Source organism: Paraburkholderia phymatum (assembly GCF_040965635.1).
GTDB classification, from domain to species: Bacteria; Pseudomonadota; Gammaproteobacteria; order Burkholderiales; family Burkholderiaceae; genus Paraburkholderia; species Paraburkholderia phymatum_B.
On record NZ_JBFRCH010000009.1, the window covers coordinates 38431 to 63164 of the forward strand.

At 64.1% G+C, this 24734-nt stretch carries 19 protein-coding genes and 1 pseudogene; 4 read left to right on the forward strand and 16 right to left on the reverse strand.

Annotated elements, in window-relative coordinates:
• Positions 1 to 85: 85 nt before the first annotated feature.
• The 4 genes from AB4Y32_RS18180 to AB4Y32_RS18195 form a co-directional block, all read right to left on the reverse strand.
• Entirely contained in the window at positions 86 to 1336 is a 1251-nt protein-coding gene (locus AB4Y32_RS18180) for a nitrate/nitrite transporter (RefSeq protein WP_368722665.1), read from the reverse strand.
• 105 nt (positions 1337 to 1441) lie between these two features.
• Positions 1442 to 2407, reverse strand: coding sequence for a PDR/VanB family oxidoreductase (locus AB4Y32_RS18185; protein ID WP_368722666.1), 966 nt, complete (start codon positions 2405 to 2407; stop codon positions 1442 to 1444).
• Between the two features lie 12 nt (positions 2408 to 2419).
• Positions 2420 to 3202 carry an SDR family NAD(P)-dependent oxidoreductase gene (locus tag AB4Y32_RS18190; protein WP_368722667.1) on the reverse strand — a complete coding sequence of 261 codons (783 nt, stop codon included), beginning with the start codon at positions 3200 to 3202 and terminating at the stop codon, positions 2420 to 2422.
• A gap of 81 nt (positions 3203 to 3283) precedes the next feature.
• A complete protein-coding gene (locus tag AB4Y32_RS18195; protein WP_368722668.1) occupies positions 3284 to 4555 on the reverse strand; it encodes a Rieske 2Fe-2S domain-containing protein in 1272 nt (423 codons plus the stop codon).
• Positions 4556 to 4707: 152 nt separating this feature from the next.
• Here AB4Y32_RS18195 and AB4Y32_RS18200 point away from each other — a divergent pair, with 152 nt between their 5' ends.
• Positions 4708 to 5466 (forward strand): IclR family transcriptional regulator, encoded by a 759-nt coding sequence (locus AB4Y32_RS18200; RefSeq protein ID WP_368722669.1) that lies wholly within the window; start codon positions 4708 to 4710, stop codon positions 5464 to 5466.
• A 19-nt stretch (positions 5467 to 5485) separates the two neighbouring features.
• Here the strand turns inward: AB4Y32_RS18200 and AB4Y32_RS18205 are convergent, their stop codons facing one another.
• The 6 genes and pseudogenes from AB4Y32_RS18205 to AB4Y32_RS18230 all read right to left on the reverse strand — a co-directional run bounded on the left by AB4Y32_RS18205 (position 5486) and on the right by AB4Y32_RS18230 (position 12349).
• The gene (locus AB4Y32_RS18205; protein WP_368722670.1) at positions 5486 to 6880 is read right to left on the reverse strand and encodes an LLM class flavin-dependent oxidoreductase; all 1395 of its coding nucleotides are present in this window, start codon (positions 6878 to 6880) and stop codon (positions 5486 to 5488) included.
• Positions 6880 to 8142, reverse strand: coding sequence for an SfnB family sulfur acquisition oxidoreductase (locus AB4Y32_RS18210; RefSeq protein ID WP_368722671.1), 1263 nt, complete (start codon positions 8140 to 8142; stop codon positions 6880 to 6882). The genes AB4Y32_RS18205 and AB4Y32_RS18210 overlap by 1 nt, the downstream gene beginning before the upstream one ends.
• A gap of 3 nt (positions 8143 to 8145) precedes the next feature.
• A complete protein-coding gene (locus AB4Y32_RS18215) occupies positions 8146 to 9396 on the reverse strand; it encodes an SfnB family sulfur acquisition oxidoreductase (RefSeq protein WP_368722672.1) in 1251 nt (416 codons plus the stop codon).
• 215 nt (positions 9397 to 9611) lie between these two features.
• Positions 9612 to 10187: pseudogene (locus tag AB4Y32_RS18220) on the reverse strand (ABC transporter permease); the annotation flags it as partial.
• 249 nt (positions 10188 to 10436) lie between these two features.
• Positions 10437 to 10697, reverse strand: coding sequence for a hypothetical protein (locus tag AB4Y32_RS18225; RefSeq protein ID WP_368722673.1), 261 nt, complete (start codon positions 10695 to 10697; stop codon positions 10437 to 10439).
• Positions 10698 to 10828: 131 nt separating this feature from the next.
• A complete protein-coding gene (locus AB4Y32_RS18230) occupies positions 10829 to 12349 on the reverse strand; it encodes an MFS transporter (protein WP_368722674.1) in 1521 nt (506 codons plus the stop codon).
• Between the two features lie 301 nt (positions 12350 to 12650).
• Between AB4Y32_RS18230 and AB4Y32_RS18235 the strand changes: the two genes are divergently transcribed.
• Entirely contained in the window at positions 12651 to 13673 is a 1023-nt protein-coding gene (locus tag AB4Y32_RS18235; protein WP_368722675.1) for a sulfonate ABC transporter substrate-binding protein, read from the forward strand.
• Between the two features lie 58 nt (positions 13674 to 13731).
• Here AB4Y32_RS18235 and AB4Y32_RS18240 read toward each other — a convergent pair whose 3' ends face one another.
• The 6 genes from AB4Y32_RS18240 to AB4Y32_RS18265 are packed head-to-tail and all read right to left on the reverse strand — an operon-like array spanning position 13732 to position 20931.
• The gene (locus AB4Y32_RS18240) at positions 13732 to 15369 is read right to left on the reverse strand and encodes a gamma-glutamyltransferase family protein (protein WP_368722676.1); all 1638 of its coding nucleotides are present in this window, start codon (positions 15367 to 15369) and stop codon (positions 13732 to 13734) included.
• A gap of 59 nt (positions 15370 to 15428) precedes the next feature.
• Positions 15429 to 16313, reverse strand: coding sequence for an ABC transporter permease (locus AB4Y32_RS18245; RefSeq protein WP_368722677.1), 885 nt, complete (start codon positions 16311 to 16313; stop codon positions 15429 to 15431).
• Positions 16313 to 17257 (reverse strand): ABC transporter permease, encoded by a 945-nt coding sequence (locus tag AB4Y32_RS18250; protein WP_368722678.1) that lies wholly within the window; start codon positions 17255 to 17257, stop codon positions 16313 to 16315. The genes AB4Y32_RS18245 and AB4Y32_RS18250 overlap by 1 nt, the downstream gene beginning before the upstream one ends.
• A 5-nt stretch (positions 17258 to 17262) precedes the next feature.
• On the reverse strand, positions 17263 to 18759 hold the full coding sequence (locus tag AB4Y32_RS18255; RefSeq protein WP_368722679.1) for an ABC transporter substrate-binding protein: 1497 nt from the start codon (positions 18757 to 18759) through the stop codon (positions 17263 to 17265).
• 43 nt (positions 18760 to 18802) lie between these two features.
• Positions 18803 to 19888 (reverse strand): ABC transporter ATP-binding protein, encoded by a 1086-nt coding sequence (locus AB4Y32_RS18260; protein WP_368722680.1) that lies wholly within the window; start codon positions 19886 to 19888, stop codon positions 18803 to 18805.
• A 20-nt stretch (positions 19889 to 19908) separates the two neighbouring features.
• Positions 19909 to 20931: an ABC transporter ATP-binding protein gene (locus AB4Y32_RS18265; RefSeq protein ID WP_368722681.1), complete on the reverse strand. Its 1023-nt coding sequence runs from the start codon at positions 20929 to 20931 to the stop codon at positions 19909 to 19911.
• A gap of 146 nt (positions 20932 to 21077) precedes the next feature.
• On the opposite strand from AB4Y32_RS18265, the gene AB4Y32_RS18270 reads away from it, so the two are divergent.
• Both AB4Y32_RS18270 and AB4Y32_RS18275 read left to right on the forward strand, forming a co-directional pair.
• Positions 21078 to 21959, forward strand: coding sequence for a LysR family transcriptional regulator (locus AB4Y32_RS18270; protein WP_368722682.1), 882 nt, complete (start codon positions 21078 to 21080; stop codon positions 21957 to 21959).
• Positions 21960 to 22225: 266 nt separating this feature from the next.
• Positions 22226 to 24616, forward strand: a complete 2391-nt coding sequence (locus tag AB4Y32_RS18275; protein ID WP_368722683.1) for a hypothetical protein — start codon at positions 22226 to 22228, stop codon at positions 24614 to 24616.
• Positions 24617 to 24734 lie beyond the last annotated feature (118 nt).

Below are 24734 nucleotides of genomic sequence, written 5' to 3' on the forward strand. Positions count from 1 at the left end.
TCTCCTTTGATTTATTACTGTAGTGGTACTAATCGAATCGCAAGGAACAAGAGAGCGAGACATAACGCTCTCTTTGGCATTGGTTTTATTCGCGGGAAATGTGTCTGCTGACGAACAACATCGCCACCATGCCGACGACGGGACCGATCGCGAGCGTCATCAGCGCGAGCATGAACGAATGCGTGCCGCCATATACGTGTCCCACGGCGAGCGGAGAAATTGCGCTGCCCGTTTGCCAGATCGCGTTGGTCCAGCCCGCGCTCGCGCCCGCAAGACGCTTGCCCGACGCATCGCTGATCTGCGCCATCAGCACAGGCAGATAGCCGTACGAGAACGCGCCCAGAATCGGCGCGACCACAAAGAACTGCGTCGTTGTCGAGCACATGCCGAAGACGAGCAGCATCAGCGCGAAGGCGATCAGACAGAGAATCGACATCAGCCGGCGCGAGATGCCGGGCAGATCGGAGATCCAGCCGAGCGTCGGCTTTGCGATCACTGCGCCGATTCCGAACGACGCAATGATGGAACCCGCAACGACGGGCGAGATGCCGTATTGCTTCGTCATCAACGCATTGCCCCACGCGCCGAAGCCGACCGTCGCCCAAAGGCCGCCACAGCCTGCAATCGCGAGCACGATCAGATTGCGGTTGCGCAAGAGGCCAAGCATTTCTTTCGCGCTGTTTCGTGTCGGCGATTGATCGCTGTTCGGCCGGTTCTTCAGGAACAGCAGCGATACGATGCCCCACGCGAACGTGACGACGCCGAGCATGCGGAACGCGTTGGACCAGCCGTGCTGCGCGGAAAACGACGGCACGATCCCATTCGCGAGAACGACCGCCAGCGATGTGGCCGTGGTGTAGATCCCCATCGCGCGGCCGCGGTCCCGCGTGAACCAGGCGGGGATGATCTTCATGCCGGCGGAGTAATCGGCTCCCGCCGCAAAGCCCATTGCAAGCTGGATCGCAATACCTGTCGTCAGCGTGCGGGTCTCGCCGAAGAAGAAAGTGAAAACGCCGAGCGGCAGCAGCGCCAGCGTCATCATCGCGCGGCCGCCGAGCAGATCGGTGAGCGCGCCGCCGATCACATTCGCGAGAACGTAACCCGCGTAGAAAGCGGTGACGAACGCGCCGAGCATCGCGACATTGAGACCGAGCGACGCGCCGACGGGCGCGGCGACCGTGCTCCATGCAACGCGATCCACGTAGCTCAGCAGAAACGCCGCCCATACGATGAACAATGCAACCCAGCGGTAAGCGCTCGTTTCAGTATCCGCCGCGCTTTGTGCGGACCACACGCCGCAAGATGCGTCGCCTGACGGCGTCAGATTCTTCTCCATGACTCCTCCAATGCAGGGCGTGCACGTGGCCGCCCCTTTATTCTGCACTTCTGATCCAGCCATTCGAAGCGGGCTGGTCCTGGTTCTATCGACCTGCTTGCATCGCTAAAGGTCCAGCACGAGCCTCCTCGACTTCGCGCGCGAACAGCACGGCAGAAACTGGTCGTTGCGAGCCTGTTCCTCGGGCGACAGAAAAAGATCGCGATGGTCGGGCTCGCCGTCGATCACGCGCGTAATGCACGTCCCGCAGATACCCTGTTCGCACGACACGGGGACATCCACGCCGGCATCGGCGAGCGCCTGGGCCACCGACCGGTCCGCGGGGATCGGCACGATACGTCCTGAGCGCGAGAGGCGGACTTCGAAAGCCCCGTCGTTGCTGGTATCGACGGGCGCGGCCGAAAAGAACTCATAGTGCAGTTGCTGCTCGGGCCAGCCCAGCGAACGGGCCATGTCGAGCACGGCATTCATGAATCCCTGCGGGCCGCATACATACAGATGCGCATCGGGCTGCGGCTGCGCGAGAAGCGCCTGCAAGTCGAGGCGCTGCGCAGCGTCGCCATCGTCGAAGTGATACTGGACTTGCGCTGCCCACGGCGAACGGGCGATACGTTCGATGAAAGCCGCGCGCGATCGCGAGCGGGTGCAGTAGTGCATCTCGAACGACGCGCCCGCATCGCCGAGATGTTCGGCCATGCAAAGCAGCGGCGTAAGGCCGATGCCGCCCGCAAGCAACAGATGCTTCACTTCGCCGTGCGCAAGCGGGAAATGATTGCGCGGCGCGCTGATGCGAATCTCGTCGCCTTCGTGCACGGATTCGTGCATGCCCGCCGAACCGCCGCGCGACTGTTCATCGCGCAACACAGCGATCTGATAGCGCCGACGGTCCGCAGGCGAATTGCACAGCGAGTACTGCCGGATCAGACCGCCGGGAACATGCACGTCGATATGCGCGCCCGCATCGAACGCAGGCAACTCGCGCCCGTCGGCACTCGCGAACTCGAAGCTGACAATGCCCTCAGCTTCGACGCTGCGTCGCGCGACACGCACGGTAAGTGTGGAATCGTTCATGCTGACCACCCATTACATGGTCGACAGGCCGCCATCGACCATCAGTGTCGTGCCCGTGATGAACGATGCTTCGTCGCTTGCGAGCCAGAGAATCGGCCACGCAATTTCTTCGGGCGCAGCCCAGCGACCGATCAGCGACGTGTCCTGCCGCTGCGTCTTGAGCGCGTCGACGCTCTTGCCGGCGGCACGCGCGCGGTTGACGTGAAAGTCGGTCAGCGTCGAGCCGGGACAGACGGCATTGACACGCAGGCCGTGCGCCGCTTCCTCGAATGCGAGCGTGCGCGTCATCGCGAGCATGCCGGCCTTGGTCGCATCGTACAGGCCCATCCCCTTGCGCCCCGTCACCGCATAGCACGACGACACGTTGACGATGCTCGCGCAAGCCGACTTGCGCAGCAGCGGAAGCGCGGCCTTGCAGTAATTCGACGTTCCGATCAGATTCACGGACACCATGCTTTGCCATTCGGCGGGTGTCGCCTCGGCGAGCGGGCTGTAGTTGCGCATCGCCGCGTTGTTGACGAGCACATCCAGACGATCGAACGAGCGGGCGGCAAGCTCGGCCGCTGCGGCCGCCTCGTCCGCGTTCGACACGTCGGCCACGAAGGTCTTCACCTTCGCGGAAGAATCGTGCTGAAGCAGTTCATCGGTGACGCGCGCGAGCGCCTCGGCGTTCGCGTCGACCAGCACCACAGCCGCGCCCTCGTCGCAGAAGACGCGCGCCGTCGCGGCGCCGATCCCTCCGCCGCCGCCTGTGATCAGCGCAACCTTGCCTTGAAGTCTTGTACCTTGCTGCATTTCATGCCGGCGCGATGCCGGCCTCCTTGTCGCGAATCAGGAACGATGCCCCCGCGCCGGACCAGCATCCGGCGCGGACGATCAGATCGAGTAGATCGGTTGACCCTTGCCGTCGGCAAGGTGGATGGCCGCCCATTCCTGCGGCTTCTGATCGCGAGGCAACAGCGCCCCCGCTGCGCGCACGCGCTGCTGATCGGCGTCGATGGCGGGCGGATCGGTATCGGGCAGCAACGCAGTGGCCGCTTCGTAAAGCATCCGGCGCGCCATCACGATCGCGCGGTCGGTCGGCAGCAGCTTTTCCTTGCTGTGATCCTGGATCGGCCCCATGCTCTCCTGCAGCGACGCATCCTGCATCGCGAAGCCGAACACGCCCGAGTACGCGCGCTTGTCCTTCTGCGCCTGGCGATCGATCAGATAGTCGTTGTCCTTGTTGGCCTTGGGCCGGAACGTGCCGGGCTCGTACTCGCAGTGAATGCCCTTGCCCGCGTTCAGATCGGCCAGCTCCTGTTCGCTCAGCGGACGGTCGGGGCGGAAGTTGATGCTCCAGGCCCAGCAGTTGTGATCGTCGATCGGCACCCACACGTGGCCCGCCAGCGAGTGATCGCCGAACGGCGGGATCAGCGTGTACCACGGGAACAGCCACTGCGTGACGCGCCAGTAGTACGAATCCGGCTCGCCGTTGCGACGGCCGAAAAGCGTCAGGCCGAACGGCTGCTTCTCGATTTCGAAGATCACGTTGCCATCGGCCTTGATGTAGTCGAGCGCCTTGGTGCCCTGGTGCATCGGATCGTCGTCGACTTCATAGCGGTGCACGTACGAGACATGGCTCGTGTCGATGCCGCCTTCCATCGCCTGCAGATAGTTCGATTCCTGCAGCCGCTTCGACACGAACACATGGCTGTCTGGAAGATTGCACCACTCCAGATCGGGCGGCGCCGGCTGGCGGTCCTTCGGTCCCATGTACGCCCACACGATTCCGCCGCGCTCGATGCACGGATACGCGGTGATGCCCATGTGCTTGCACGCCTGAGGCGCGGACGGCACGTCGACGCACTTTCCGTCGCGATCGAACTTGAGGCCGTGATACGCGCAGCGAATGCCGTTCTCTTCGTTACGGCCGAAATACAGCGACACGCCGCGATGCGAGCAAAACTCGTCGATCAGCGCAGCCTTGCCCTCGGAATCGCGAAAGGCGAGCAGCTTCTCGCCGAGGATCTGCACACGCACGGGCGGGCAGTCGGGCTCGGCGATTTCGCTCGCGAGCAGGATCGGCACCCAGTAGCGGCGCATCAGGTTGCCCATTGCCGTCCCCGGGCCCGTGCGCACCAGGGTTTCCGACATGTTCTTGTCCATGTTCATCCTCCAGATCGGTTGCGGCGTTGTTGTCCGCTGTGTGAGATTATGATTTCATTCTACGGACAGTTTGAGCGAAGTCAAGTTTCATTGCCGGTGACTTTCTCTACAATGTGCAGACGGCACCGTCCGATTTGGAAAGGAAATTTCAAATGCAAGAAAAAAAATCGCACGAGAATGTGCGTGCGGTGGAAAGAGCGCTAGAAATACTTCTTGCGTTCAGACCGGGGGATAACGAATTGACCGTCGCGGAACTGCTCACGCGCGTGAACCTGAGCCGACCGACGCTGTATCGGCTGCTGAACACGCTCGAACAAAAGGGCTTTCTCGCGTCGAAGGGTGAACCGCAGCGGTTTCACCTCGGAAGCGCCGTCGCGCATCTGGCGCACGTGTGGATGAGCGATCACAGCATCGCGGAGCTTGCGCAACCGATGCTGCGAAATCTTTGGGCGCAGACGTCGGAGACGGTGGCGCTGTTCGTGCCCGACGGCACGTATCGCGTGTGCGTGGCGGAACTGGAGAGCCCGCAGCCGCTGAGTTTCCGGCGGGGTGTCGGCTATCGCGAGAAGCTCGTGCTCGGCGCGAGCGGGCGCACCATCCTCTCGCAGATGCAGCTTTCCGCGGATGAACTGCGCCCGTATCTCGCAGAGCCGGATCAGGATGTGTCGGCGCTGCTCGCGGACATCGAAGCGATCCGCGCGCAAGGCTACGGAACGAGCCGCCATGAGCTGATCGAAGGCGCGGTTGCCGTCGCCGCGCCGTTCTTCAACGGGGCCAATCAGATTGCGGGATCGATTTGCATCTTCGGTCCCAGCGTGCGTGTCACCGACAACCGCGTCACGCAGTTTGCCGAGTTGCTCAAGCGAGAGGCAACCAACCTGTCGCGCGCACTGGGGCAACAGGCCGCTTAGCTTTTAGATTCTTCGTTGCTCAGGCGACGCTCGGCGCTTCGGCAACGCTGTCGAGCGCCGATCGCTGACGAAACGCAGCACCCGCATGTCGCCCGGGCAATCTGTCGCCCGCAGCGAACAGCTTGTGACGCAATGAGCCATCCGCATAAGCCGTCTTGTAGATGCCGCGATCCTGCAATTCGGGAACAACGAGATCGACGAAATCGATGTAGCTTTCGGGCACGACCGTACGACTGAGATTGAAACCATCGACGTCCGCTTCGTCGACCCATAGCTGGAGTTCGTCGGCGATCTGCGCGGGCGTGCCGACGATCGCCGGATAGCGCCCACCCAGCGCGAACATATCGAGCAGCTTGCGACGCGTCCAGCCGTGTGCCTTCGCCGTGCGAGCCGCCGATTCGATCGCGTTGCCGGGCGCGTAGTCGATCGGCTCGTCGAGATCGTACTGCGCATAGTCGATCCCCGTGCTCGCGGCGAAGTGCGCAAGACCCGCCTCGCGGCTCGCGTAGCGCAGATAGTCCGCGTGCTTGTCGCGCGCCTCGGCTTGCGTTGCGCCCGGCACCACAGCGGCCCCGACGAACACCTTCACGTCGTCCGGGCGACGCCCCGCTTTCACCAGTTCCTCGCGTAATGCACGCACCGTTGCGCGTCCCACTTCGCGATTCGGCGGCGATATGAACACGCATTCGGCGTGACGCGCGGCGAAGCGCTGCCCACGTCTGGAACTGCCCGCCTGAAACAACACAGGCGTGCGTTGCGGCGACGGTTCCGCGAGGTGATAGCCTTCGACGTTGTAGTACTGCCCCGCATGCCGCACGCGATGCACCTTGTCAGGCCGCGCATAGACACGCGCCGCCCTGTCGCGAACAACGGCATCGTCTTCCCAACTGCCTTCCCACAGCTTGTAGAGCACGTCGAGATACTCGTCCGCGCGATCGTAGCGCTCGTCGTGCGGCAGTTGCGCGGCGCGCCCCATCGCGCGCGCGGCACTGTCGAGATAGCCGGTGACGATGTTCCATCCGATCCGCCCTTGCGTCAGGTGATCGAGCGTCGAGAAGCGCCGCGCGAGCAGATACGGCTCCTCATACGTGAGATTCACGGTCACGCCGAACGACAGATGCTGCGTGACGGCGGCCATTGCCGGAACGAGCAGTGTCGGATCGTTGACGGGCAACTGGATCGACTCCTTGAGCGTGACATCGACGTTGCGCCTGTAGACGTCGTACACGCCGACGATATCCGCAAGAAAGAGCCCGTCGAACAGGCCTCGTTCGAGCGCGCGCGCGAGGTCCGTCCAGTACGACAGCAAGCGATAATCGGATGAGCGGTCGCGCGGATGCGTCCACAAGCCATGATTGATGTGTCCGACGCAGTTCATGTTGAACGCGTTCAGCAGGATTTCTTTCTTCGCCATCACAATGCTCCGTGTCGCGGCGGCAGCTTGCCGTTCAGATAGAAGTTGCCGATCGCGTTGTATTTCCAGCGCACGGGATCATGCAGCGTGTGCGTGCGCGCATTGCGCCAGAAGCGGTCGAGGCCGAGATCGTCGAGCGTCGCGGCCGTGCCCGCCAGCTCGAAGAGCCGCGAGCCCGCATCGAGCGATACCGTGGTCGTCGCCGCACGCGCCTCGGCGACGGCAATCGACGCTTGCGCAACCGACTGCTCGTCGGGCGCCGCCTGCGCCGCATCGACGATACGGCCAGCGCGTCTCAGCAGCGCTTCTGCCGCGCGCAGCCGCACGGCGAGGTCGCCGAACTGCGCGATGGTCAGCGGATCGTCGGTTGCGCGCGCCACGTTCGCGTCGATCCACGGTCGCGATTGCTCGCGCACGAAGTCGAGCGCAGCGGCAAACGCACCGCGCGCCTGACCGAGATCGATCGACGCGTGCATGATTTGCGCTACAGGGCCGATCGTCGTGGGCCGCTCGAACGACGATTGAAACGGCACGACCCATTCGGGCTCGACCCGCACATGATCGAACGTGACGGAACCGCTGCCCGTCACGCGCTGGCCGAAGCCGTCCCAGTCTTCCGTCACCGTCACGCCCTCTTCATTGCGCGGCACGAAAGCGAGCCGCGTCACGTCGGCGCCGTCCTCCTCCGTGACGACGAGCGTAGGAATCCAGTGCGCGTACAACGCACCCGTGCAATAGAACTTGCGGCCATGGATATGCCAGCCATCGCGCTCGCGCGTCAGCCGCGTGCGACGCTTGAAATCCTTGTGGCCGATTTCGGCGAGCGCATTGCCGAAGCGTTCGCCGGCAAGCACGCGGTCGTAAAAGAAGCGCTGCTGTTCGGCGCTGCCGCCGACGCGCAACACTTCGAGCGCATAGAAGTGGTTCTGCGGAATCTGGCCGAGCGATCCGTCGGCGGCCGAAATGGTCGCGATCACTTCAGCGAGCGTGCCCGCGTTGACTCCGGCACCGCCATGAGCGCGCGGCACGGTGATCGCCCACAGGCCGCTCGCGACGAACGCATCGAGTTCGGACCACGGCAAGCGGCGCTCGCGGTCGCGCAGCGCCGCATCGGGCGCGAACTCGCCAGCGAGCCGCCGTGCGACTTCGAGCGCGTGCGCATCGTCAATGATGGAATCGGGCGCGCGCAGCGGCTTGCGCGGCAAAAGCGGCGGCCGCGACTCAACGTACGTGTCCTGCGCAGGTGAGAGGTCGATCGTCATCGTTCAGTTCCATGAATGCCGCGCAGGCAGCACGTGATTCAAGTGATAGTTGCCGAGCAGATGCACCTTCCAGCGCACGGGATCATGCAGCGTGTGCGTGCGCGCGTTGCGCCAGTGACGGTCGAGATTGTGCGCGGCACGCGTCGCCGAAGAGCCTGCCAGTTCGAAGAGCTTTTCGCTGGCTTCGAGTGCGATGCGCGTCGTCAGCACCTTCGCTTCCGCGACGGCCACCGACGCCCGCGCGCTCGCTTCGTCGTCGAGCGGCGCGGCGGCAATCTCATCGAGCGTGCGGCCTGCTTCGAGCAGCACCTCGTGCGCAGCATGCAGATCGATTTCAAGGCGCCCGACGTCGGCGATGATGTATGGGTCGTCACTGGCGCGCTCGACACCCGAATCGATCCACGGCCGCGAACGTTCGCGCACGAACGCGAGCGCGTCGGCGATGGCCGCTTGCGCGATGCCCTGATCGATGGCGGCCTGGATCAGTTGCGACGTTGGGCCATAGAGACCAGAGCGGTTCGCCAGTTGCCAGATGGGCAGCACGTCGTCGGGATCGACGGGCACGTTGTCGAATAGCACGGTGCCGCTTGCCGTCGTGCGCTGACCGATCGAGGCCCAGTCATCGACGACTGTGAGGCCGGGTGCCGTGCGCGGAACCCATACTTGCACGGGCCGACCTTCGTCGTCCGTTGCGCGCGCCGGCACGCGATGCGCGAAGAGCGCGCCCGTCGAATAAAAGCGGCGGCCGACGAGACGCAAGCCGCCCGGCGTGTTTTGCAAACGCGTCGTGCCCTGCAAGATCGTATTCACGGCGGACGAGCGGCGCTCCGGGCCCGCGTTGCCGAGCCGCCGTCCAGCCAGCACTTCTGCGTAGAAGCGCGCCTTCTGCTCCGGCGAACCAGTTTCGCGCAGCAGACCCAGCACGCCGAAGTGATTCTGCGGAATCTGACCGAGTGCCGGGTCCGCTTCGCAGAGAATCACGAACACCTCCGCGAGGGTCGCATACGACACATCGGCACCCCCGTATTCGCGCGGCACGGTGATCGCGCCGAGTCCGCTTTTCGACCACAGGTCCAGTTCGTCCCACGGAAGCACGCGATCACGGTCGCGCCGGGCGGCTTCCTTCGCGAACGTCGAAGCGAGTTCATGCGCAGCGGCGAGTGCTTCTGCGTCGTCGGCGATGCGGTGTACTTCGTCAGGATCGAGCGGCCCCGCAATGCGGTCGCCGTTTGGATGGCTTTCTATATCTGGCATGGAGTTCTGTTCGAGCGACTAGAGCGCCCGCCATGCGTGCCCGCCCTCCTGCTACGTGGCAGATGAGGGGCTGCACAGCGGGTCCAGGCATCCATTGAACCAGTGCCTTGCGTTATCGCCTACCAGCATTTTCAGGAATGCTTATCCGCATTCGCGAATTTGTTTTGCGGCGGCTGTCGTTGGTCAGTCGAGCCTTGCAGAGCACGATGCGAACGTCAGTGCCGCACGCCCCAACGCCGCACCGTCACGCGTTCGAGCGTATCGAACACCAGATGCTCGACGAGCAAACCAATCGCGATGACGGCAACAAGGCCCGCAAACAAGCGATCGGTGTAAAGCTCGTTGGGGTTCTGGAAGATGTATCAGCCGAGTCCGCCCTGCCCGCTCGCGCCGAAAACCGGTTCCGCTGCGATCAGCGTGCGCCATGCGGAGACCCAACCGACGCGCAGGCCCGCCACGATCGGCGGCAACGCCGCCGGCACGAGAATCAGCAGCACCTGGCGCAGACCCTTGAGGCCGTAGTTGCGTCCCGTCATCCTCAGTGTCTCGGGCATGCCGAGAAAGCCTGTGTACATACTGAGCGCGATGGGCCGCAACACGGCATGAACCAGCACGAACAGCAGGCTTCCCGTACCGAGGCCGAACCAGAGCAACGCGATCGGCAGCAGTGCGATAGAGGGCAGCGAATTGAACATCGCGGTGAGCATCGACAGCAGATCGCGGCCGATGCGCGTCGACACCGCGAGCGACGTCAGCGCGAACGCGAGCGCCGCGCCGATCGCGTAGCCGCGCGATGGACGAAGCACGGGCAGAGTGTCAGTCGAAATCGCGCGCTTGTCGTATCGTTCGGCAAGATCGTGCCCGAACTGCAACGGCGCGGGATTTTCCGCCGTGCGTTCGAAGGCACGACCTTGCGCGAACATCTTGGCTTGCCGCGTCCGGAAAACAGGTTCTTTGCTTCTGCACGCAGCTGGAGTCGCCCGGGACGCAGATCGGGAACGAACCCGTCCCGATTGCGCACGCGGATCGATGCGAGTGCGTCACTCGGGTTCTATTTCGCCGATCACGTAATACATGTCGAGCGTGTATCCCATGTTGAAGTAGCCAGCACGCGCATAAGCGGCGATACGCTCGAGGCGCTCGGCGTCGTCGCGTGGCGAGGGCCTGTCTTGCGTATCTTTATCATGCGCGTCTTTCTGACGGGCCGCGACGCGCCGCGGCCTCGCATGCAGCCGATGCCGCGCGGCTTCGAACGGCTCGAAAACGGCATGACGGTAAAACGTTGCGAGATTCATCGACATGATGCGCCCTCCTGCTTGTGGCCTGTTCGTTGAATCTAGTCAGTGGCGCGCCCATGTGCAAACAAGCATTCGCGCAATGCTTTGCAACGCGCGGCGTGCGCCACGGCGAACGCATGCCGCGCATGTCGTGACTAACGGCAACTGCAAGCGCCGGCGCGCGCCGGAGCAGGGTCGACCGCCCGATAGTCTTCGCCGTCGATGTCATAACCCGACGGCTCCCAGCGGATCGCGAGCAGCACCAGCAGCGACGTGAGCGGCGCGATCGCGATGACCCAGAACACTTTCGTGCCGAGCGCGCCCGCCAGCACCGGAAAGAGGAACAGCGAGATCGTCGACGCCGTGCGCACGAGTGTCTGATTGAAGCCGACACCAATGCCGCGCAGCGACGTCGGGTAACTGAGCGACGCATAGGTCATCGAATGCGAGCCGGGCCCGAAGCCTTGCCCGAACAGATAGCCGCCCAGCAGCAGGATCGCCGCCGCGACCAGCGCGCCGCCGCTCGGCCGCCCGATCAGTGCGAGTCCGATCAGCGAAACCAGTTGCAACGCGTGGCCGAGCACGGTCATTTTCCAGGCGCCGACCGTCGGCGCGGTCCGCACGCCGATCAAGCCGCCAACGAATGCGAACAGCAGATTCAGCGCGAGCGATGCGACGATCGTCGTCAGCGGTCCTTGCGCGAAAAAGCTCGTGATGATGACGGGCAAGCCGAAGATGATTGCGTTGTAGCCGAACGACGACGCGCTGCCGATCACGGCCGCGAGAATCGTGCGCCTGCGATACGTGCTGTTGAAGAGCACGCCATAGTTGCGCCACGCTGCGCGGCGCGGTTCGCTCGCGGACGTTGCGCTTACTGCGGCGCGCTCGACGATCGCATCGACGCCATACGTGCGCTTCAGAATGCGCGCCGCCCCTTCGAGATCGCCCTGATTCGCCGCCCACACGGGCGATTCGCTGATATAGCGGCTGCGAACCAGAATGATCGCGAGCGCGGGCACGGCGCCGAACGCGAGCGTCAGCCGCCATAGCCAGCCGAGTTGCTGTTCGGGCAGGATCGCGTAGAGACCGAGAATCAGCAGATAGCAGGTGCTGGTTGCCGCGTACCACGCGGGGCACCATGACGCGACGCTCGCAGCCTTGTTGCCCCTGCCCGCCACGCGCGAGAACTCGGCGAGAAAGGCCATTGCAACGGGCAAGTCGAGGCCGACGCCGAATCCCATCAGAAAGCGGGCTGCGCCGAGCACCCACGCATTGGGCGCGAGACCTGCCGCGATCGCCGCGACGACGAAGAACAGCATGTCGGCCATGAACACGCGATAGCGGCCGATCCGATCCGTCAGATAACCGCCGAACAGCGCACCGAGAATCGCGCCAAACGTGATTGCCGAAGAAACGAAACCCACCTGCACGGGCGTCAGCGCGAACTGCTTTGCGATGTCCTTGATGCCGTAGGCGAGCGAGGTCAGATCATAGGCGTCGAGAAAAACGCCGCCGAGCGCAATCGCGATCACGATGCGTGCGTTGCTGCCCTTCGCGGCACCCGCGTTGACGATGCGCGAAACGTCCTGCGCGCTGCGGATGATGACGGGAACGGCGACATCGGCGTGTCCGGCCGGGACATCGACGGAAGTGGACGGAATGGCGACGGTAGACATGGTGGCTGTCGAACAGGGAGTCAAAAGTCCCTGCATGCTAGCGACGCGCTACACCTCTTCCAAACGACGAATCGATATATGCAAATGGCGCGTCTCGTGCGATGCCTACGGCGATCGTCACACGAGCGCTATCGTCGATTCACTGGTTTCGATATGCGCAAACATTGGTTGGATTCGCGCGCGCGCCGACTTAACGTCGTGAGTCCGACGCGCGCGATTGCGCCGTGAACAACTCCTGCTGACTGCGCCGCGCAGTCCGGCAAGCGGCATTCCTAACAGACATAACAGACATCAACGACAGATGAGCAAACACGACACATCCATCGATACCCAACCCGCCGATTTGCGCAGGCGCCGGCTCTTGCAGCGCGCCGCCGCCGGCTTGACGGGCGCCGCGCTCGGCGGCGCGTTCGGACCGTTAGGACCGTTCGCGAGCGGCGCTGCGCATGCGCAAGGCGCGAGCAACCGGCTGCGAATCGGCTATCAGAAGTACGGCAACTTCGTGGTGCTGAAAGCGCGCGGCGCGCTCGAAAAGCGGCTTGCAAGCCAGGGCGTGACCGTCCAATGGCTTGAATTTCCCGCGGGGCCGCAACTGCTGGAAGGACTGAATGCGGGCGCCGTCGATGTCGGCACCGTAGGCGAGACACCGCCTATCTTCGCGCAGGCGGGTGGCGTCGACTTCGTGTACATCGGCAGCGAACCGTCCGCGCCGCAAGGCGAAGCGATCGTCGTGCCGCACGATTCGCCGATCCGCTCGGTCGCGCAGCTACGCGGCAAGAAGGTCGCGCTCAACAAGGGCTCGAATGTCCACTTCCTGCTCGTGAAGGCGCTGCAAAAAGCGGGGCTCGCCTACACCGACATCCAGCCCGTCTATCTGACGCCCGCCGATGCGCGCGCGGCCTTCGTGCGAGGCAGCGTGGATGCGTGGGTAATCTGGGACCCGTATCTCGCGGCGATCGAACGCCAGGGGAATGCGCGCACCCTTGCCTATGGCGAGGGCCTCGTGCTCAATACGCAGTACTACGTCTCGGCCCGCAAATTCGCCGCGGCACAGCCGCAACTGCTGCACACGCTGCTCGAAGAAGTGAACGGCATCGACGGCTGGGCACACGACAACGTTCCCGAAGTCGCCGCGCTGCTGTCGCCGCTCGTCGGGCTCGATACGGCCACGCTCGAAGTCGCGCTCAAACGCACAGGCTACGGCGTTCAGCCGATCACGGACGCGACGCTCGCGTATCAGCAGCAGATCGCCGATACATTCAGCGCGCTCAAGCTGATTCCCGGCAAGCTGACCGTCGCGGACGCGCGCTGGAAAACCGGCTGAAGAACGCAGCCGGTTCCAACGCGCGAACGGGTCGATAGCGTCGGATATGGCGGTCCGCTCAGAAGCCCGCTGCGAGACCATCGCGGCGGCTGTCGCTCGCGGCCACATAGCCGCGCTCGGGCACGTTGCCGTCGAGCTTCCAGATGAACTGGCCCGAGCCGAAATCCATATAAGGATCGTCGATCGACTTGATCGTGTGGCCGAGCCCTTCGAGCGCGCGCGTCGTGTTGCGATCGAGCGTCGATTCGACGTCGATCGTGAAGTCGCGGTTGACCTTCCAGCGCGGCGCGTCGCACGCGGCCTGCGGCTGCTGGCCGTAGTCGAGCATGCGCACGACCGTTTGCAGATGGCCTTGCGGCTGCATGTCGCCGCCCATCACGCCGAAGCTCATCACGGCTTCCTGCCGGCCGTCCACCTGCTGCGTGAGGAACGCGGGAATGATCGTGTGGAAAGGCCGCTTGCCGCCTTCGACGACATTCGGCGACTTCGAGTCCATCGAGAATCCGTAGCCGCGGTTCTGCAGTGAGATGCCGCTGTCCGGCACGACGACGCCCGAGCCGAAGCCCATGTAGTTCGACTGGATGAAGCTGACCATCATGCCGCGCTCGTCGGCCGCCGACATGTAGATCGTGCCGCCCGACTTCGGCATGCCGAAGCCGAAATGCGTCGCGCGCTTCGGGTCGATGAGCTTTGCGCGCGACTTCAGGTACGCGTCGTCGAGCATTTGCGCGGGCGTCACTTCCATCGAACGCGGATCGGCGACATAGCGATACACATCCGCGAACGCGAGCTTCATCGCCTCGATCTGCAAGTGCTGCGATTCGATGCCGTCGACTTTCAGCGAACGCATGTCGAACTGCTCGAGAATGCCGAGCGCGATCAGCGCGGCGATGCCCTGCCCGTTCGGCGGGATCTCGTGCACCGTGTAGCCGCGATACTGCTTGCCGATCGGCTCGACCCAGTCGGGCTGATAGTTGCGCAGATCGTCGAGCGTCATCGCGGCGCCGCATTCGCGCGAGAACGCCGCGATGCGCTCGGCGATCTCGCCTTCGTAGTACGCGCGCGGACCCTGTTCGGCAAGCACGCGCAGCGTCTTCGCGTGACCCGGCATCTTCACCAGTTCGCTCATTTCGGGCGCGCGGCCGCGCGGCATGAACGTATCGGCGAAACCCGGCTGGTTCTTGAGCTCGGGCACGGCGGCCGCCCACTTGCGCGCAACGATGCCCGCCACCGCATGACCGCGCTCGGCGATCTCGATCGCGGGCTCCATCAGGTCCGCGAACGGCAGCGAGCCGAACTTCTTGTGCAACGCTTCCCAGCCCGCGATCACGCCCGGCACCGTCACCGTGTCCCAGCCGCGCACGGGGTGCTCGGCGAGGCCGTTGTTCTCGCCGTATTTGCGCTTGAAGTAATCGACGTTCCATGCGGCAGGCGCGACACCCGATGCGTTCAGCCCATGCAGTTTCTTGCCGTCCCACACGAGCGCGAACGCATCGCTGCCGAGGCCGTTCGACACCGGCTCGACGACCGTGATCGCAGCAGCCGCCGCGATCGCGGCATCGACGGCATTGCCGCCTTTCCACAGCATCCGCAGACCGGCCTGCGCCGCGAGCGGCTGCGAAGTCGAGACGATGTTGCGCGCGAACACAGGCATGCGCGTCGTCGGATAAGGGTTCTGCCAGTTGAAACTCGTCATGTCTTCACTCTAGAGGTTGACCACGGCCATATCGCAAGCGACACGGCCACGGAAAGAAATCAGGATTCGCGCGGGTCGAGCGCGTCGCGCAGACCGTCGCCGAGCAGATTGAAGCCGAGCACGGCCAGAAAGATTGCGATGCCGGGAAAGATCGACATCCATGGCGCCTGGCTCACGAAGTCCTTCGCGGTGTTGAGCATCGATCCCCACGACGGCGAGGGCGGCAATTGTCCGAGCCCGAGGAACGACAGGCTCGCTTCGGCGATGATCGCGCTCGCCACCGTGAGGCTCGCCTGCACGATGATGGGCGGCAGCACGTTGGGCAGAATGTACCGCAGGATGATGCGCGGATGATCGAGGCCGATCGCGCGCGCGCCTTCGACGTACTCTTCGGCCTTCACGCTGATCGCCTGTCCGCGCGTGAGGCGGATGAAGCGCGGCATCGCCGAAATGCCGATCGCGGCCATCGCATTCGTCAGGCTCGGCCCGAGGAACGCGGACAGCGCGATCGCGAGAATCAGGAATGGAATCGACAGCAGCGCATCGGCGACGCGCGAGATCGCGCCGTCGACGAGCTTGCCGAAATAGCCCGCGAGCAGCCCGAGCGGCACGCCGAGCACGACGGCAATGCCGACGGACACGAGACCCGCGAGCAGCGACGCGCGCGCGCCGTACAGCAGACGGCTCAGCACGTCGCGGCCGAGTTCGTCGGTGCCGAACCAGTGAGCCGGCGACGGCGCCTGGCGCACGGTCATGAAGCTCGCCTGCACCGGGTCGTACTGCGTGAGCCACGGCGCGAACACGGCCATCACGACGACGAGCGCCACCAGCAGCGCGCCGAATACCGCGGCGCGGTTGCGCATGAAGCGCACGAGTCCACGGCGCTTGCGGCGCGGCAGCGTTGCGGCCGGCGATACGGCTTGAGCATCGAGAGGGGTAGCCATCAACTGCGCCTCAGTCGGGGATTGAGCAGGATGTACAGCACGTCGGCACACAGATTGACGACGATGAACGCGAGCGCCGTCACGAGCACGACGCCTTGCACGACGGGATAGTCGCGGTTGAACACGGCATCGACGACGAGCTTGCCGAAGCCGGGAATCGTGAAGACCTGCTCGGTCAGCACGGCGCCCGCGAGCAGTTCGCCGAACAGCAGCGCGAGCACGGTGACGATGGGGATCAGCGCGTTGCGGAATGCGTGCTTGACGACGACGGCACCGCGCAGCAGGCCCTTCGCGCGCGCGGTGCGGATGTAGTCGGTGCGCAGCACGCCGAGCATCGCACTGCGCGTGTGGCGCATCAGTTGCGCGCCGAGCGCGGCGCCGAGCACGAACGCGGGCATCAGCATCGTCTTGATGCTGAGCCAGAAGTCCTCGCCCGGCGACACGTAGCCCGACGACGGCAACAGATGCCAGCGCACCGACACGATGAAGATCAGCATGATGCCGAGCCAGAAGTTCGGTATCGACATGCCGGACAACGCGAAGATATTCGCGGCGTAGTCGAGCGGTCCGCCGCGGCTCGCCGCCGAAATCACGCCCGCCGGTATGCCGATGCCGATTGCGAGGATCATCGCCATGATCGCGAGCTGTATCGTGACGGGCAGCTTCTGCGCGATCAGCGAGCGCACGGGCACTTCCGTGCGCAGCGATGCGCCCAGGTCGCCGCGCGCGACGTCGCGCATCCACAGCGCGTACTGCGTCGGCACGGGCTGATCGAGGTGATACTTGACCCGCAGCGTCGCAATGACTTGCGGGTCCTGGTCCTCGCCCGCCATCGCCATGACGGGGTCGCCCGGCAGCAGCTTCTGCAGGCCGAAGATCAGCATCGACACCAGGATCAGCGTCGGCACGGCCACGAGCATCCGATTGGCGATGATCCGCAGCATGGTGCTCAGCCCTTCATCGAAACGCCGCGCAGGCGAACGAGGCCATCGGCGGAAGGCGTGAAGCCCTGCACCTTCTTCGACAGCACGAACGGCCACGGCTGCGCGTAGATGTAGACGATGGGATCGTCGTCGGCGAGGATCTTGCCGGCCGCGTCGTAGTCCGCCTTGCGCTCGGCCGCGGTGAGCTTCGTGCGCGCGCCGTCGAGCAGCGAATCGACCTGCTGGTTGCAGTAGTGCGCGTAGTTCAGGTTGCCCGAGCACGTGTTGAACTGATGCAAGTTGCCGTCGGGATCGACGCGGCCCGACCAGCCCGTGTACATCGCCTCGAAATCGCCACTGTGCCCCGCGTTCAACTCGGTCGCGTAATCGCTCGGGCGCAGCTTCAGCGTAATGCCCGCTTCGCCGAGCATCGCCTGCAACATCTGCGTGATCTGGCTGGCGACCGTGTTGTTCGGATACGCGAACTCGATCGTCGGATGCTCGTGGCCCGACGCTTTCAGCAAGGCCTTCGCTTTTGCGACGTCACGCTTCGTCGTCGGCAGCGATGCGTTGTAGTACGGGCTCGATTTCGGAATGCCCTGGTTGGCTGGCGTGAAGATGCCCGCGCCGATCACCTGATCGATCGCATCGCGGTCGATCGACAGCTCGAACGCCTGGCGCACGCGCTTGTCCTTCAACGGGCTGTTGCCGCGCGGCCCGTTGTTGATGTTGAACGTCACGTAGTAGAAGCCCAGTCCCGTGACCGGCTTGAATTGCAGGTTCGCATCGCTCTTCACCGACGCGACATCCGAAGGCGCGAGGCGTTCGAGCATGTCGAGCGAGCCCGAGCGCAGGTTCGCGAGACGCACGGTGCTGTCGGGAATCGGCTGGAACACGACGCGCTGGATCGGATACTTGTCCGCGTCCCAATAGCCCGCGAATTTCTCGAGCACCACGCGATCGTTCTGCACGCGCTGCACGAACTTGTACGGACCCGAGCACACGGGATGCGAGGCGACGCCCGCCGCATCGGAGAGCGTCTTCGGCGCGAGCATCATGCCGGCGCGATCGGAGAGCGTGGCGAGCAGCGCAGCGTCCGGCTGCTTCAGCACGATCTTCACGGTGCTGTCGTCGACGACGTCGACATGATCGACCGACGAAAGCTCGCTCTTGCGATTGCTGGTCGGCAGCGTGCGATAGCGGTCGAGGTTCGCCTTCACGGCAGCCGCGTTCAACGGCTCGTCGTCCTGGAACTTCACGCCCTGGCGCAGCTTGAACGTCAGCGACTTGCCGTCGGCGCTCGTGGTCCAGGAGGTCGCGAGCATCGGTACGATTTTCAGATCGGGCCCGACGTCGACGAGCGAATTGCACATCGACGCGAACACGATCCGGTCGACGAACTGCACGCTGCGCGCGGGGTCGAGCGAACCGATATCGTCCTGCAAGCCGATGCGGATGGTGGTCTGGGCCATCGCGGCGGATGCGCTCAATGCGAGCGCGGCGGCAATCAACATTCTTCGCATGCGTTATGTCCTTGTTGCGGTTCGAATTGCCATCAGAGGTGGGTTATCGGATCGCGCCCGCTGTCAGCGCGGCCTGGCGGTCGCGGTAAATTTCGAGGCGCTCGTTCAGCTTCACGCTGACACTCGCGGCAAGTGGCGCGCCGCTGCCCGCGTTCTGCACTTCGCGCCAGAAGTGGCAGGCGACCTGCCGGCCGCCGGGCAGTGCTTCGGCGAGCGGCCGCTCCTGCGAGCAGCGCGGCTTCGCGTGCGGGCAGCGCGTATGAAAGCGGCAGCCGGGCGGCGGCGCCGTCGGGCTCGGCAGATCGCCTTGCAGCGCTGGCTTCGTGCGGCGCTCGTGCGGACTGCTCGCGGGAATCGCGCGCAGCAGCGCTTGCGTGTACGGATGCAGTGGCGTATCGAACAGATCGTCGACTTGCGCCAGCTCGACGATCTCGCCGAGGTACATCACGGCGACGCGGTCGCTCATATGGCGGATCACGGCCAGATCGTGCGCGACCATGATCAGCGTGAGGCCGAGTTCCGCTTTCAGCGATTCGAGCAGATTGATCACCTGCGCCTGCACCGACACATCGAGCGCCGACACCGGCTCGTCGCCGACGATCAGCTTCGGCTCGCCCGCGAGCGCTCGCGCGATGCCGATGCGCTGACGCTGCCCGCCCGAGAACTCATGCGGATAGCGCTCGGCGTAGCCCGGCTGCAAGCCGACTTTCGTCAGCAGTTGCGCGACGCGCTCGCGGCGCTCGGCGGCGTTGCGCGCGAGCCCATGCACGCCCACGGGCTCGCCGATGATCTGGCCCACCGTCATGCCCGGATTCAACGAAGCGAACGGGTCCTGGAAGATGATCTGCATTTCGCGGCGCAGCCGCCGCAGCTTCGCGCCTTGCCAGTGCGTGATGTTCTCGCCCTGATAGATCACGCGCCCTTGCGTCGCGTCGATCAGGCGCAGCAGCAGCCGGCCGAGCGTGGACTTGCCGCAGCCCGATTCGCCGACGATCGCGAACGTCTCGCCCGTGTTCACGGCGAACGACACGTCGTTGACGGCATGAACGATCGGCGTGCGCGCGAACATGTGCCGCTCGCCGCCGAAGCGTTTCGTGAGCGCGCTGGCTTCGATGATGGGCGGTGTCATGTCCGAACTCATGCCGGCGCTCACGTCAGCTCCTTTTGCTGCGCGGGCTTCACGATCTGCTCGACGGGCGCGAGCCAGCACGCGACGCGATGTTCGCCCGAAAGCGTTCTGTCGGGCGGCGCGGAGTCGATGCAGCGCTGCTCCGCGAACGGACAGCGCGGCGCGAAGCGACAGCCGCGCGGCATCTGCTCCGGTGACGGCACCGAGCCGCGTATCGTCGCGAGCGGGCCCGCGCGCTTGCCGACGGACGGAATCGCGCCCATCAGGCCGATCGTGTACGGATGCTGCGGATCGTCGAACAGATCGGCCACGGTGCCGTACTCGATGATCCTGCCCGCGTACATCACGGCGACGTGATCCGCCACTTCGGCGACCACGCCCAGATCGTGCGTGATCAACAGCATCGCCGTGCCCGTCTCCACCTGGAGGTTGCGCACGAGCGACAGCACCTGGGCCTGAATCGTGACGTCGAGCGCCGTCGTGGGTTCGTCGGCGATCAAAAGACGTGGACGGTTCGCGAGCGCCATCGCGATCATCACGCGCTGGCGCATGCCGCCCGACAGCTGATGCGGAAACGCGTCGAGCCGCGTTTCGGGTGCGGGAATGTGGACGAGGCGCAGCATCTCCAGCGCTTCTTCACGCGCTTGCGCGCGCTTGATGCCGCGATGCCGCCGGATGCTCTCGCCGATCTGCTCGCCGATCGTGTACGCGGGGTTCAGCGACGTCATCGGCTCCTGAAAGATCATCGACATGCGGTTGCCGCGTATGTCGGCGAGTTCGCGCTCCGTCAGCGCGAAGAGATCGGCGCCCTCGAAATGCGCGGTGCCCGCGACGCGCCGCGCGGGCGGACTCGCGAGCAGCCCCATCAGCGCCAGCGACGTCACGCTCTTGCCGCAGCCCGATTCGCCGACCATGCACAAGGTTTCGCCCGCGTGAACCGGGAAGGAGACGTTATCGACGACATTGGGTACATCGGCCGCGTTTGAAAATTTCAACGAGAAGCCTCGTACATCCAGTACTGGTCGGCGTTCAGCACCGGTCATGCTTGGGCACTCCGCATCGTGTCGTCGTCCTTTCATGTCGTTACGAATCGATTATCTGGCCGGCGCCGCACAAAAAATATTAATATTTCTTTTCGACACTTAAGTTTTTCTCATGATTCGATCATGAGACGCACTCGGGACATACCATGCCGACGCTTCGCATGTTGAAGACTTTCAAGGCCGTGGCACGCACGGGGTCGTTTTCGGCCGCCGCCGACAAGGTTGCGCTGACGCAGGCCGCCGTCAGCCTGCAGATGCGCGGGCTCGAACTGGCGCTGGGCCGCCAGCTGTTCGACCGCCGGGGCCGCCAGATCGCGCTGACGCAGCACGGCCATACGATCTGGCCGAAGGTCGAGCAGATTCTGGAGCTTCTCGCCGAGCTCGAAGCGAAGCCTTCGGATGCGATGGAGGGGCCGGTGACGATCGGCGCGGTGGTGTCGGTGATCGGCGCGCTGTCGCTGGCCGTCGCGCGGCTGAAGGCGGCGCATCCGCGGCTCGACGTGCGCCTGCTGTCGGCGCGCTCGGACGAGCTTGCGGGGATGGTCGAAGCAGGCGAAGTGGATGTCGCCGCCGTCGTCGCGCGCGCGGACCAGACGCTGCCCGACACGCTGAAATGGACCACGCTCTACACCGAACCGATGATGCTGATCGTGAGCCGCGAGATCGTCGACAACGATCCGCAGCGCATCTTGCGCAGCCATGGGTTTCTGCGCTTCGACCGGCGCGTGCGCACGGGGCAGGTCGTCGAACAGGCCCTGCAGAAATCCGGCTTGACGGTCAACGAGTATCTCGAACTCAATTCGATCGAAACGATTGTCGCTCTGGTGCGCGAGAAAGTCGGCGTGGCGGTGCTGCCGCTGCTCAATCGGGGCAACTGGCAAAGCGACCCGTTGCTGCGCGTGATTTCGATCGGCAGTCCGCCGATCCTTCGAACGGTGGGCATGGTGCAGCGCGCATCGGATGAGGGGAAGGCATTGATGCGCGAGATCGTGGATACGTTCCAGGCCACGCCGCGCACCGGCTCGTGAAGCGCCGACAACGCGGGCATGCGCATGCATGTGGTGCCGATATGATAGAAAACCTGGCGATTAAATACTATTCAATGTCCCTAAGACGTCCGCGAAAGAGGTGAAATTGGCAATGTTCATTTCAATGACGAATGAGAGGCGAGGTTTAAAGACTCGTTAATCTTTCGTCCCGTAAGCGTTATGGAATTGCCGACAGGTTAGAAAAGAGAACGGGCGGTACTTCATTCATCCAGTGACGAGTCGCGAGAAGAACACGAAGAAATTTCATGAACACGTTGCTTTTCAATGCTCGCCGCTTCATTCGCTTCCTGTTTCTTCTCTGCATGTCATTTGTCCTTTGCGAGGCGAGCCATGCCGCGTCCGCCGATTGCAGCGCGGGCACGCTCGTTACCGTAGTCGCCCATCTCGACGACGATCTGCTGTTCGTCGAACCCGGCATCAGCGAGCAGTTGCGGGCGGGCTGGTGCGTCACGACGGTCCATCTGATCGGCGGGGCCAACGGAGCGAACTTCGCATACGTTCAAAAGCGCGAGCAGGGATCGCGTCTCGCCTACGCGCGCATGGCCGGCGTGCCGAATGACTGGGACGAGTCGACAGTGCGCATCGCTGGCAAGCCGGTGTTTCAGCTGACATTGAAGGCGCAACCAAAAGTGCGGCTGCTCGAACTGCGTCTTCCCGGCGGCGCCGTGCGCGGCGGCCGCGTGCCGCTCGCGTTGCTCTGGGATCAGGGCGCGACGATCACGACCTATCCGATGGGGCACGGCGAAATCGCGCCGGCACGTTATGCGCGCGATTCGCTGTCCGCCGTGCTCAAGGCGATTTTGCAAGACGCGACGCGCATTTACACGCTCAACCCCGACACCGTCCCGTTCATCGAGCATCCCGATCACATCTACTCCGCGCGGGTCACGCGGCACGTCGCGCAAACCCTGCGACGATCGATTCCGATCGCGTACCACATCACCTATCCAACGGGAACATGGCCATCCACGCTGTTCGGCGACGAAGCTCAACGCAAGCGTGACGTTTCGGCAAGCTACTTCTCGATCGACGGAGGGGACTTCGCGCACGTGTTCGGCGAGTACCAATGGGACGGCAACTGGATTCTGCGCCGATACGCGCGCTTCGACACATCCGATCACGCCACGCCCGATTTCGTCGCGCTGCCGACGGTGCTGTTCAACACGGCATCCAGCGAATGCCTGACTTCGACGGGCAGCGAGCGCAAACCGGAACTGGCGCCGTGCGACGGCTCGGTCAGCCAGCAGTGGACGTGGGAGCCGAGGCCGACCTATGCGGGCAATCAGCACAACGCGGCGCTCGTTTCGGCGTCGACACGGCAATGCGTTGCCGAACACGACGGCACGTTGACGGAAGAGCCCTGTGAAGCATGGGACGAATCGCAGCGCTGGACGCCGTGGGACTTTGGTCTGATCTTTACGCCGTCGCGCCGGTGCCTCGGCGAGGAAAGCGGACGTCTGAACATCCGCGGTTGCGCATCGCTGACGACGCAATACCGATGGTCGACGGCACGCCCTACGTGGGCAACCGATCTGCGGCTCGCGGGCGCGATGTACGGCGATGTGTCGGGTCGCGGCGAGTCGTCGGCGGTGTACGTTCAACGACGGGTAGACGGTCCGGGCTTCGACGTCAACGTTCAGGCGTTGAGCAAAGCCGATAAACCCGTGCGCTGGTACGCGAACGCCATTCCGTTCGACAGCCGGGCGACGACGGCAACGTGTCGCGCCGATAGTTTGTGCTTCGATAGCGCGCGCTTTCTGCTCGGCGATTTCGACGGCGACGGCCGCGCTGATCTGATGGTCGTCACGCCGCGAAACGGCGGCACCGCATTCTGGCTGCTGCGCAGCACGGGCAGCCGCTTTAGCGCACCCGCTCTCTGGTTCCAGAGCGATAGCCGGATGCCTGCCGGACGCGTGCAGCAGGTCACGCCGTTTTCAATCAAAGAGAAGGAACCAGCAAAAGTACTGATCGCAATTCAAAAGCCGGACAACGGCGCCGAACTATGGACAGTGGGCGCGGACCCGGCGCGACACATGCAGCAAACTCTGGTACTCGACGACAGCCGTCTCAAGTCGAATCTTTGCCTGCTTGCAGTGCGGAACGATCGCGCGGATGCCGCATCGTTTGTCGCCATTCAACCGGCCGACGGCAACGGGCGCATCGCCATCGTCCCGTTCGGTGTCGAAGGCGGGCGCTGGTCGGTTGGCGCACCCGCTATGCTGCCCGCGCCGTTCAAACCCGACATGACGAAATTCGCTGCCAGCGATCCGCACGCAGATAACAATGCCGATGCGTCGATCGTGATGACCGTACCTCATTTCGCGAACCCAGGCGGCGTCGACGTATGGAAGCTGGACGCCGCTCATCCCGATTCGGCGCCCGTTCTGCTGGCCTCATTGGGCGGCATCCGGTGGCAGGACACGACACCCGCGCTGCCCGGCGACGGCAAGCACACGACGCTCGCCTTTTACCAGCGCACCGACGCGATACTCGACAACACGCTCTTTACCGCTGGAAACGCGGCGCTCATCCAATACTCGATCAACGGAAACAGTGTGCAGGCTGTACCAGCAGGCACGCTCCAGCTTCCCGCGACGTACTCTGAAACGCTTTGGCTCGAACGGCTTACTCAATAGATGGGAATAGGCGTGAACGGGCAAAGAAATTGCATCACTGTTCGCGCTGCCTGCATCGATGATCGCAGAAAAAGCAGCGGTACAGGTAAGTACTTAGGTGTCGAGTAATGACTAGTCG

Excerpts from the sequence above, each read along its gene's own strand:
- AB4Y32_RS18180 (WP_368722665.1), bottom strand. The coding sequence starts at position 1,336 with ATGGAGAAGAATCTGACGCCGTCAGGCGACGCATCTTGCGGCGTGTGG.
- AB4Y32_RS18185 (WP_368722666.1), bottom strand. The coding sequence starts at position 2,407 with ATGAACGATTCCACACTTACCGTGCGTGTCGCGCGACGCAGCGTCGAA.
- AB4Y32_RS18190 (WP_368722667.1), bottom strand. The coding sequence starts at position 3,202 with ATGCAGCAAGGTACAAGACTTCAAGGCAAGGTTGCGCTGATCACAGGC.
- AB4Y32_RS18195 (WP_368722668.1), bottom strand. The coding sequence starts at position 4,555 with ATGGACAAGAACATGTCGGAAACCCTGGTGCGCACGGGCCCGGGGACG.
- AB4Y32_RS18200 (WP_368722669.1), top strand. The coding sequence starts at position 4,708 with ATGCAAGAAAAAAAATCGCACGAGAATGTGCGTGCGGTGGAAAGAGCG.
- AB4Y32_RS18205 (WP_368722670.1), bottom strand. The coding sequence starts at position 6,880 with ATGGCGAAGAAAGAAATCCTGCTGAACGCGTTCAACATGAACTGCGTC.
- AB4Y32_RS18210 (WP_368722671.1), bottom strand. The coding sequence starts at position 8,142 with ATGACGATCGACCTCTCACCTGCGCAGGACACGTACGTTGAGTCGCGG.
- AB4Y32_RS18215 (WP_368722672.1), bottom strand. The coding sequence starts at position 9,396 with ATGCCAGATATAGAAAGCCATCCAAACGGCGACCGCATTGCGGGGCCG.
- AB4Y32_RS18225 (WP_368722673.1), bottom strand. The coding sequence starts at position 10,697 with ATGTCGATGAATCTCGCAACGTTTTACCGTCATGCCGTTTTCGAGCCG.
- AB4Y32_RS18230 (WP_368722674.1), bottom strand. The coding sequence starts at position 12,349 with ATGTCTACCGTCGCCATTCCGTCCACTTCCGTCGATGTCCCGGCCGGA.
- AB4Y32_RS18235 (WP_368722675.1), top strand. The coding sequence starts at position 12,651 with ATGAGCAAACACGACACATCCATCGATACCCAACCCGCCGATTTGCGC.
- AB4Y32_RS18240 (WP_368722676.1), bottom strand. The coding sequence starts at position 15,369 with ATGACGAGTTTCAACTGGCAGAACCCTTATCCGACGACGCGCATGCCT.
- AB4Y32_RS18245 (WP_368722677.1), bottom strand. The coding sequence starts at position 16,313 with ATGGCTACCCCTCTCGATGCTCAAGCCGTATCGCCGGCCGCAACGCTG.
- AB4Y32_RS18250 (WP_368722678.1), bottom strand. The coding sequence starts at position 17,257 with ATGCTGCGGATCATCGCCAATCGGATGCTCGTGGCCGTGCCGACGCTG.
- AB4Y32_RS18255 (WP_368722679.1), bottom strand. The coding sequence starts at position 18,759 with ATGCGAAGAATGTTGATTGCCGCCGCGCTCGCATTGAGCGCATCCGCC.
- AB4Y32_RS18260 (WP_368722680.1), bottom strand. The coding sequence starts at position 19,888 with ATGACACCGCCCATCATCGAAGCCAGCGCGCTCACGAAACGCTTCGGC.
- AB4Y32_RS18265 (WP_368722681.1), bottom strand. The coding sequence starts at position 20,931 with ATGACCGGTGCTGAACGCCGACCAGTACTGGATGTACGAGGCTTCTCG.
- AB4Y32_RS18270 (WP_368722682.1), top strand. The coding sequence starts at position 21,078 with ATGCCGACGCTTCGCATGTTGAAGACTTTCAAGGCCGTGGCACGCACG.
- AB4Y32_RS18275 (WP_368722683.1), top strand. The coding sequence starts at position 22,226 with ATGAACACGTTGCTTTTCAATGCTCGCCGCTTCATTCGCTTCCTGTTT.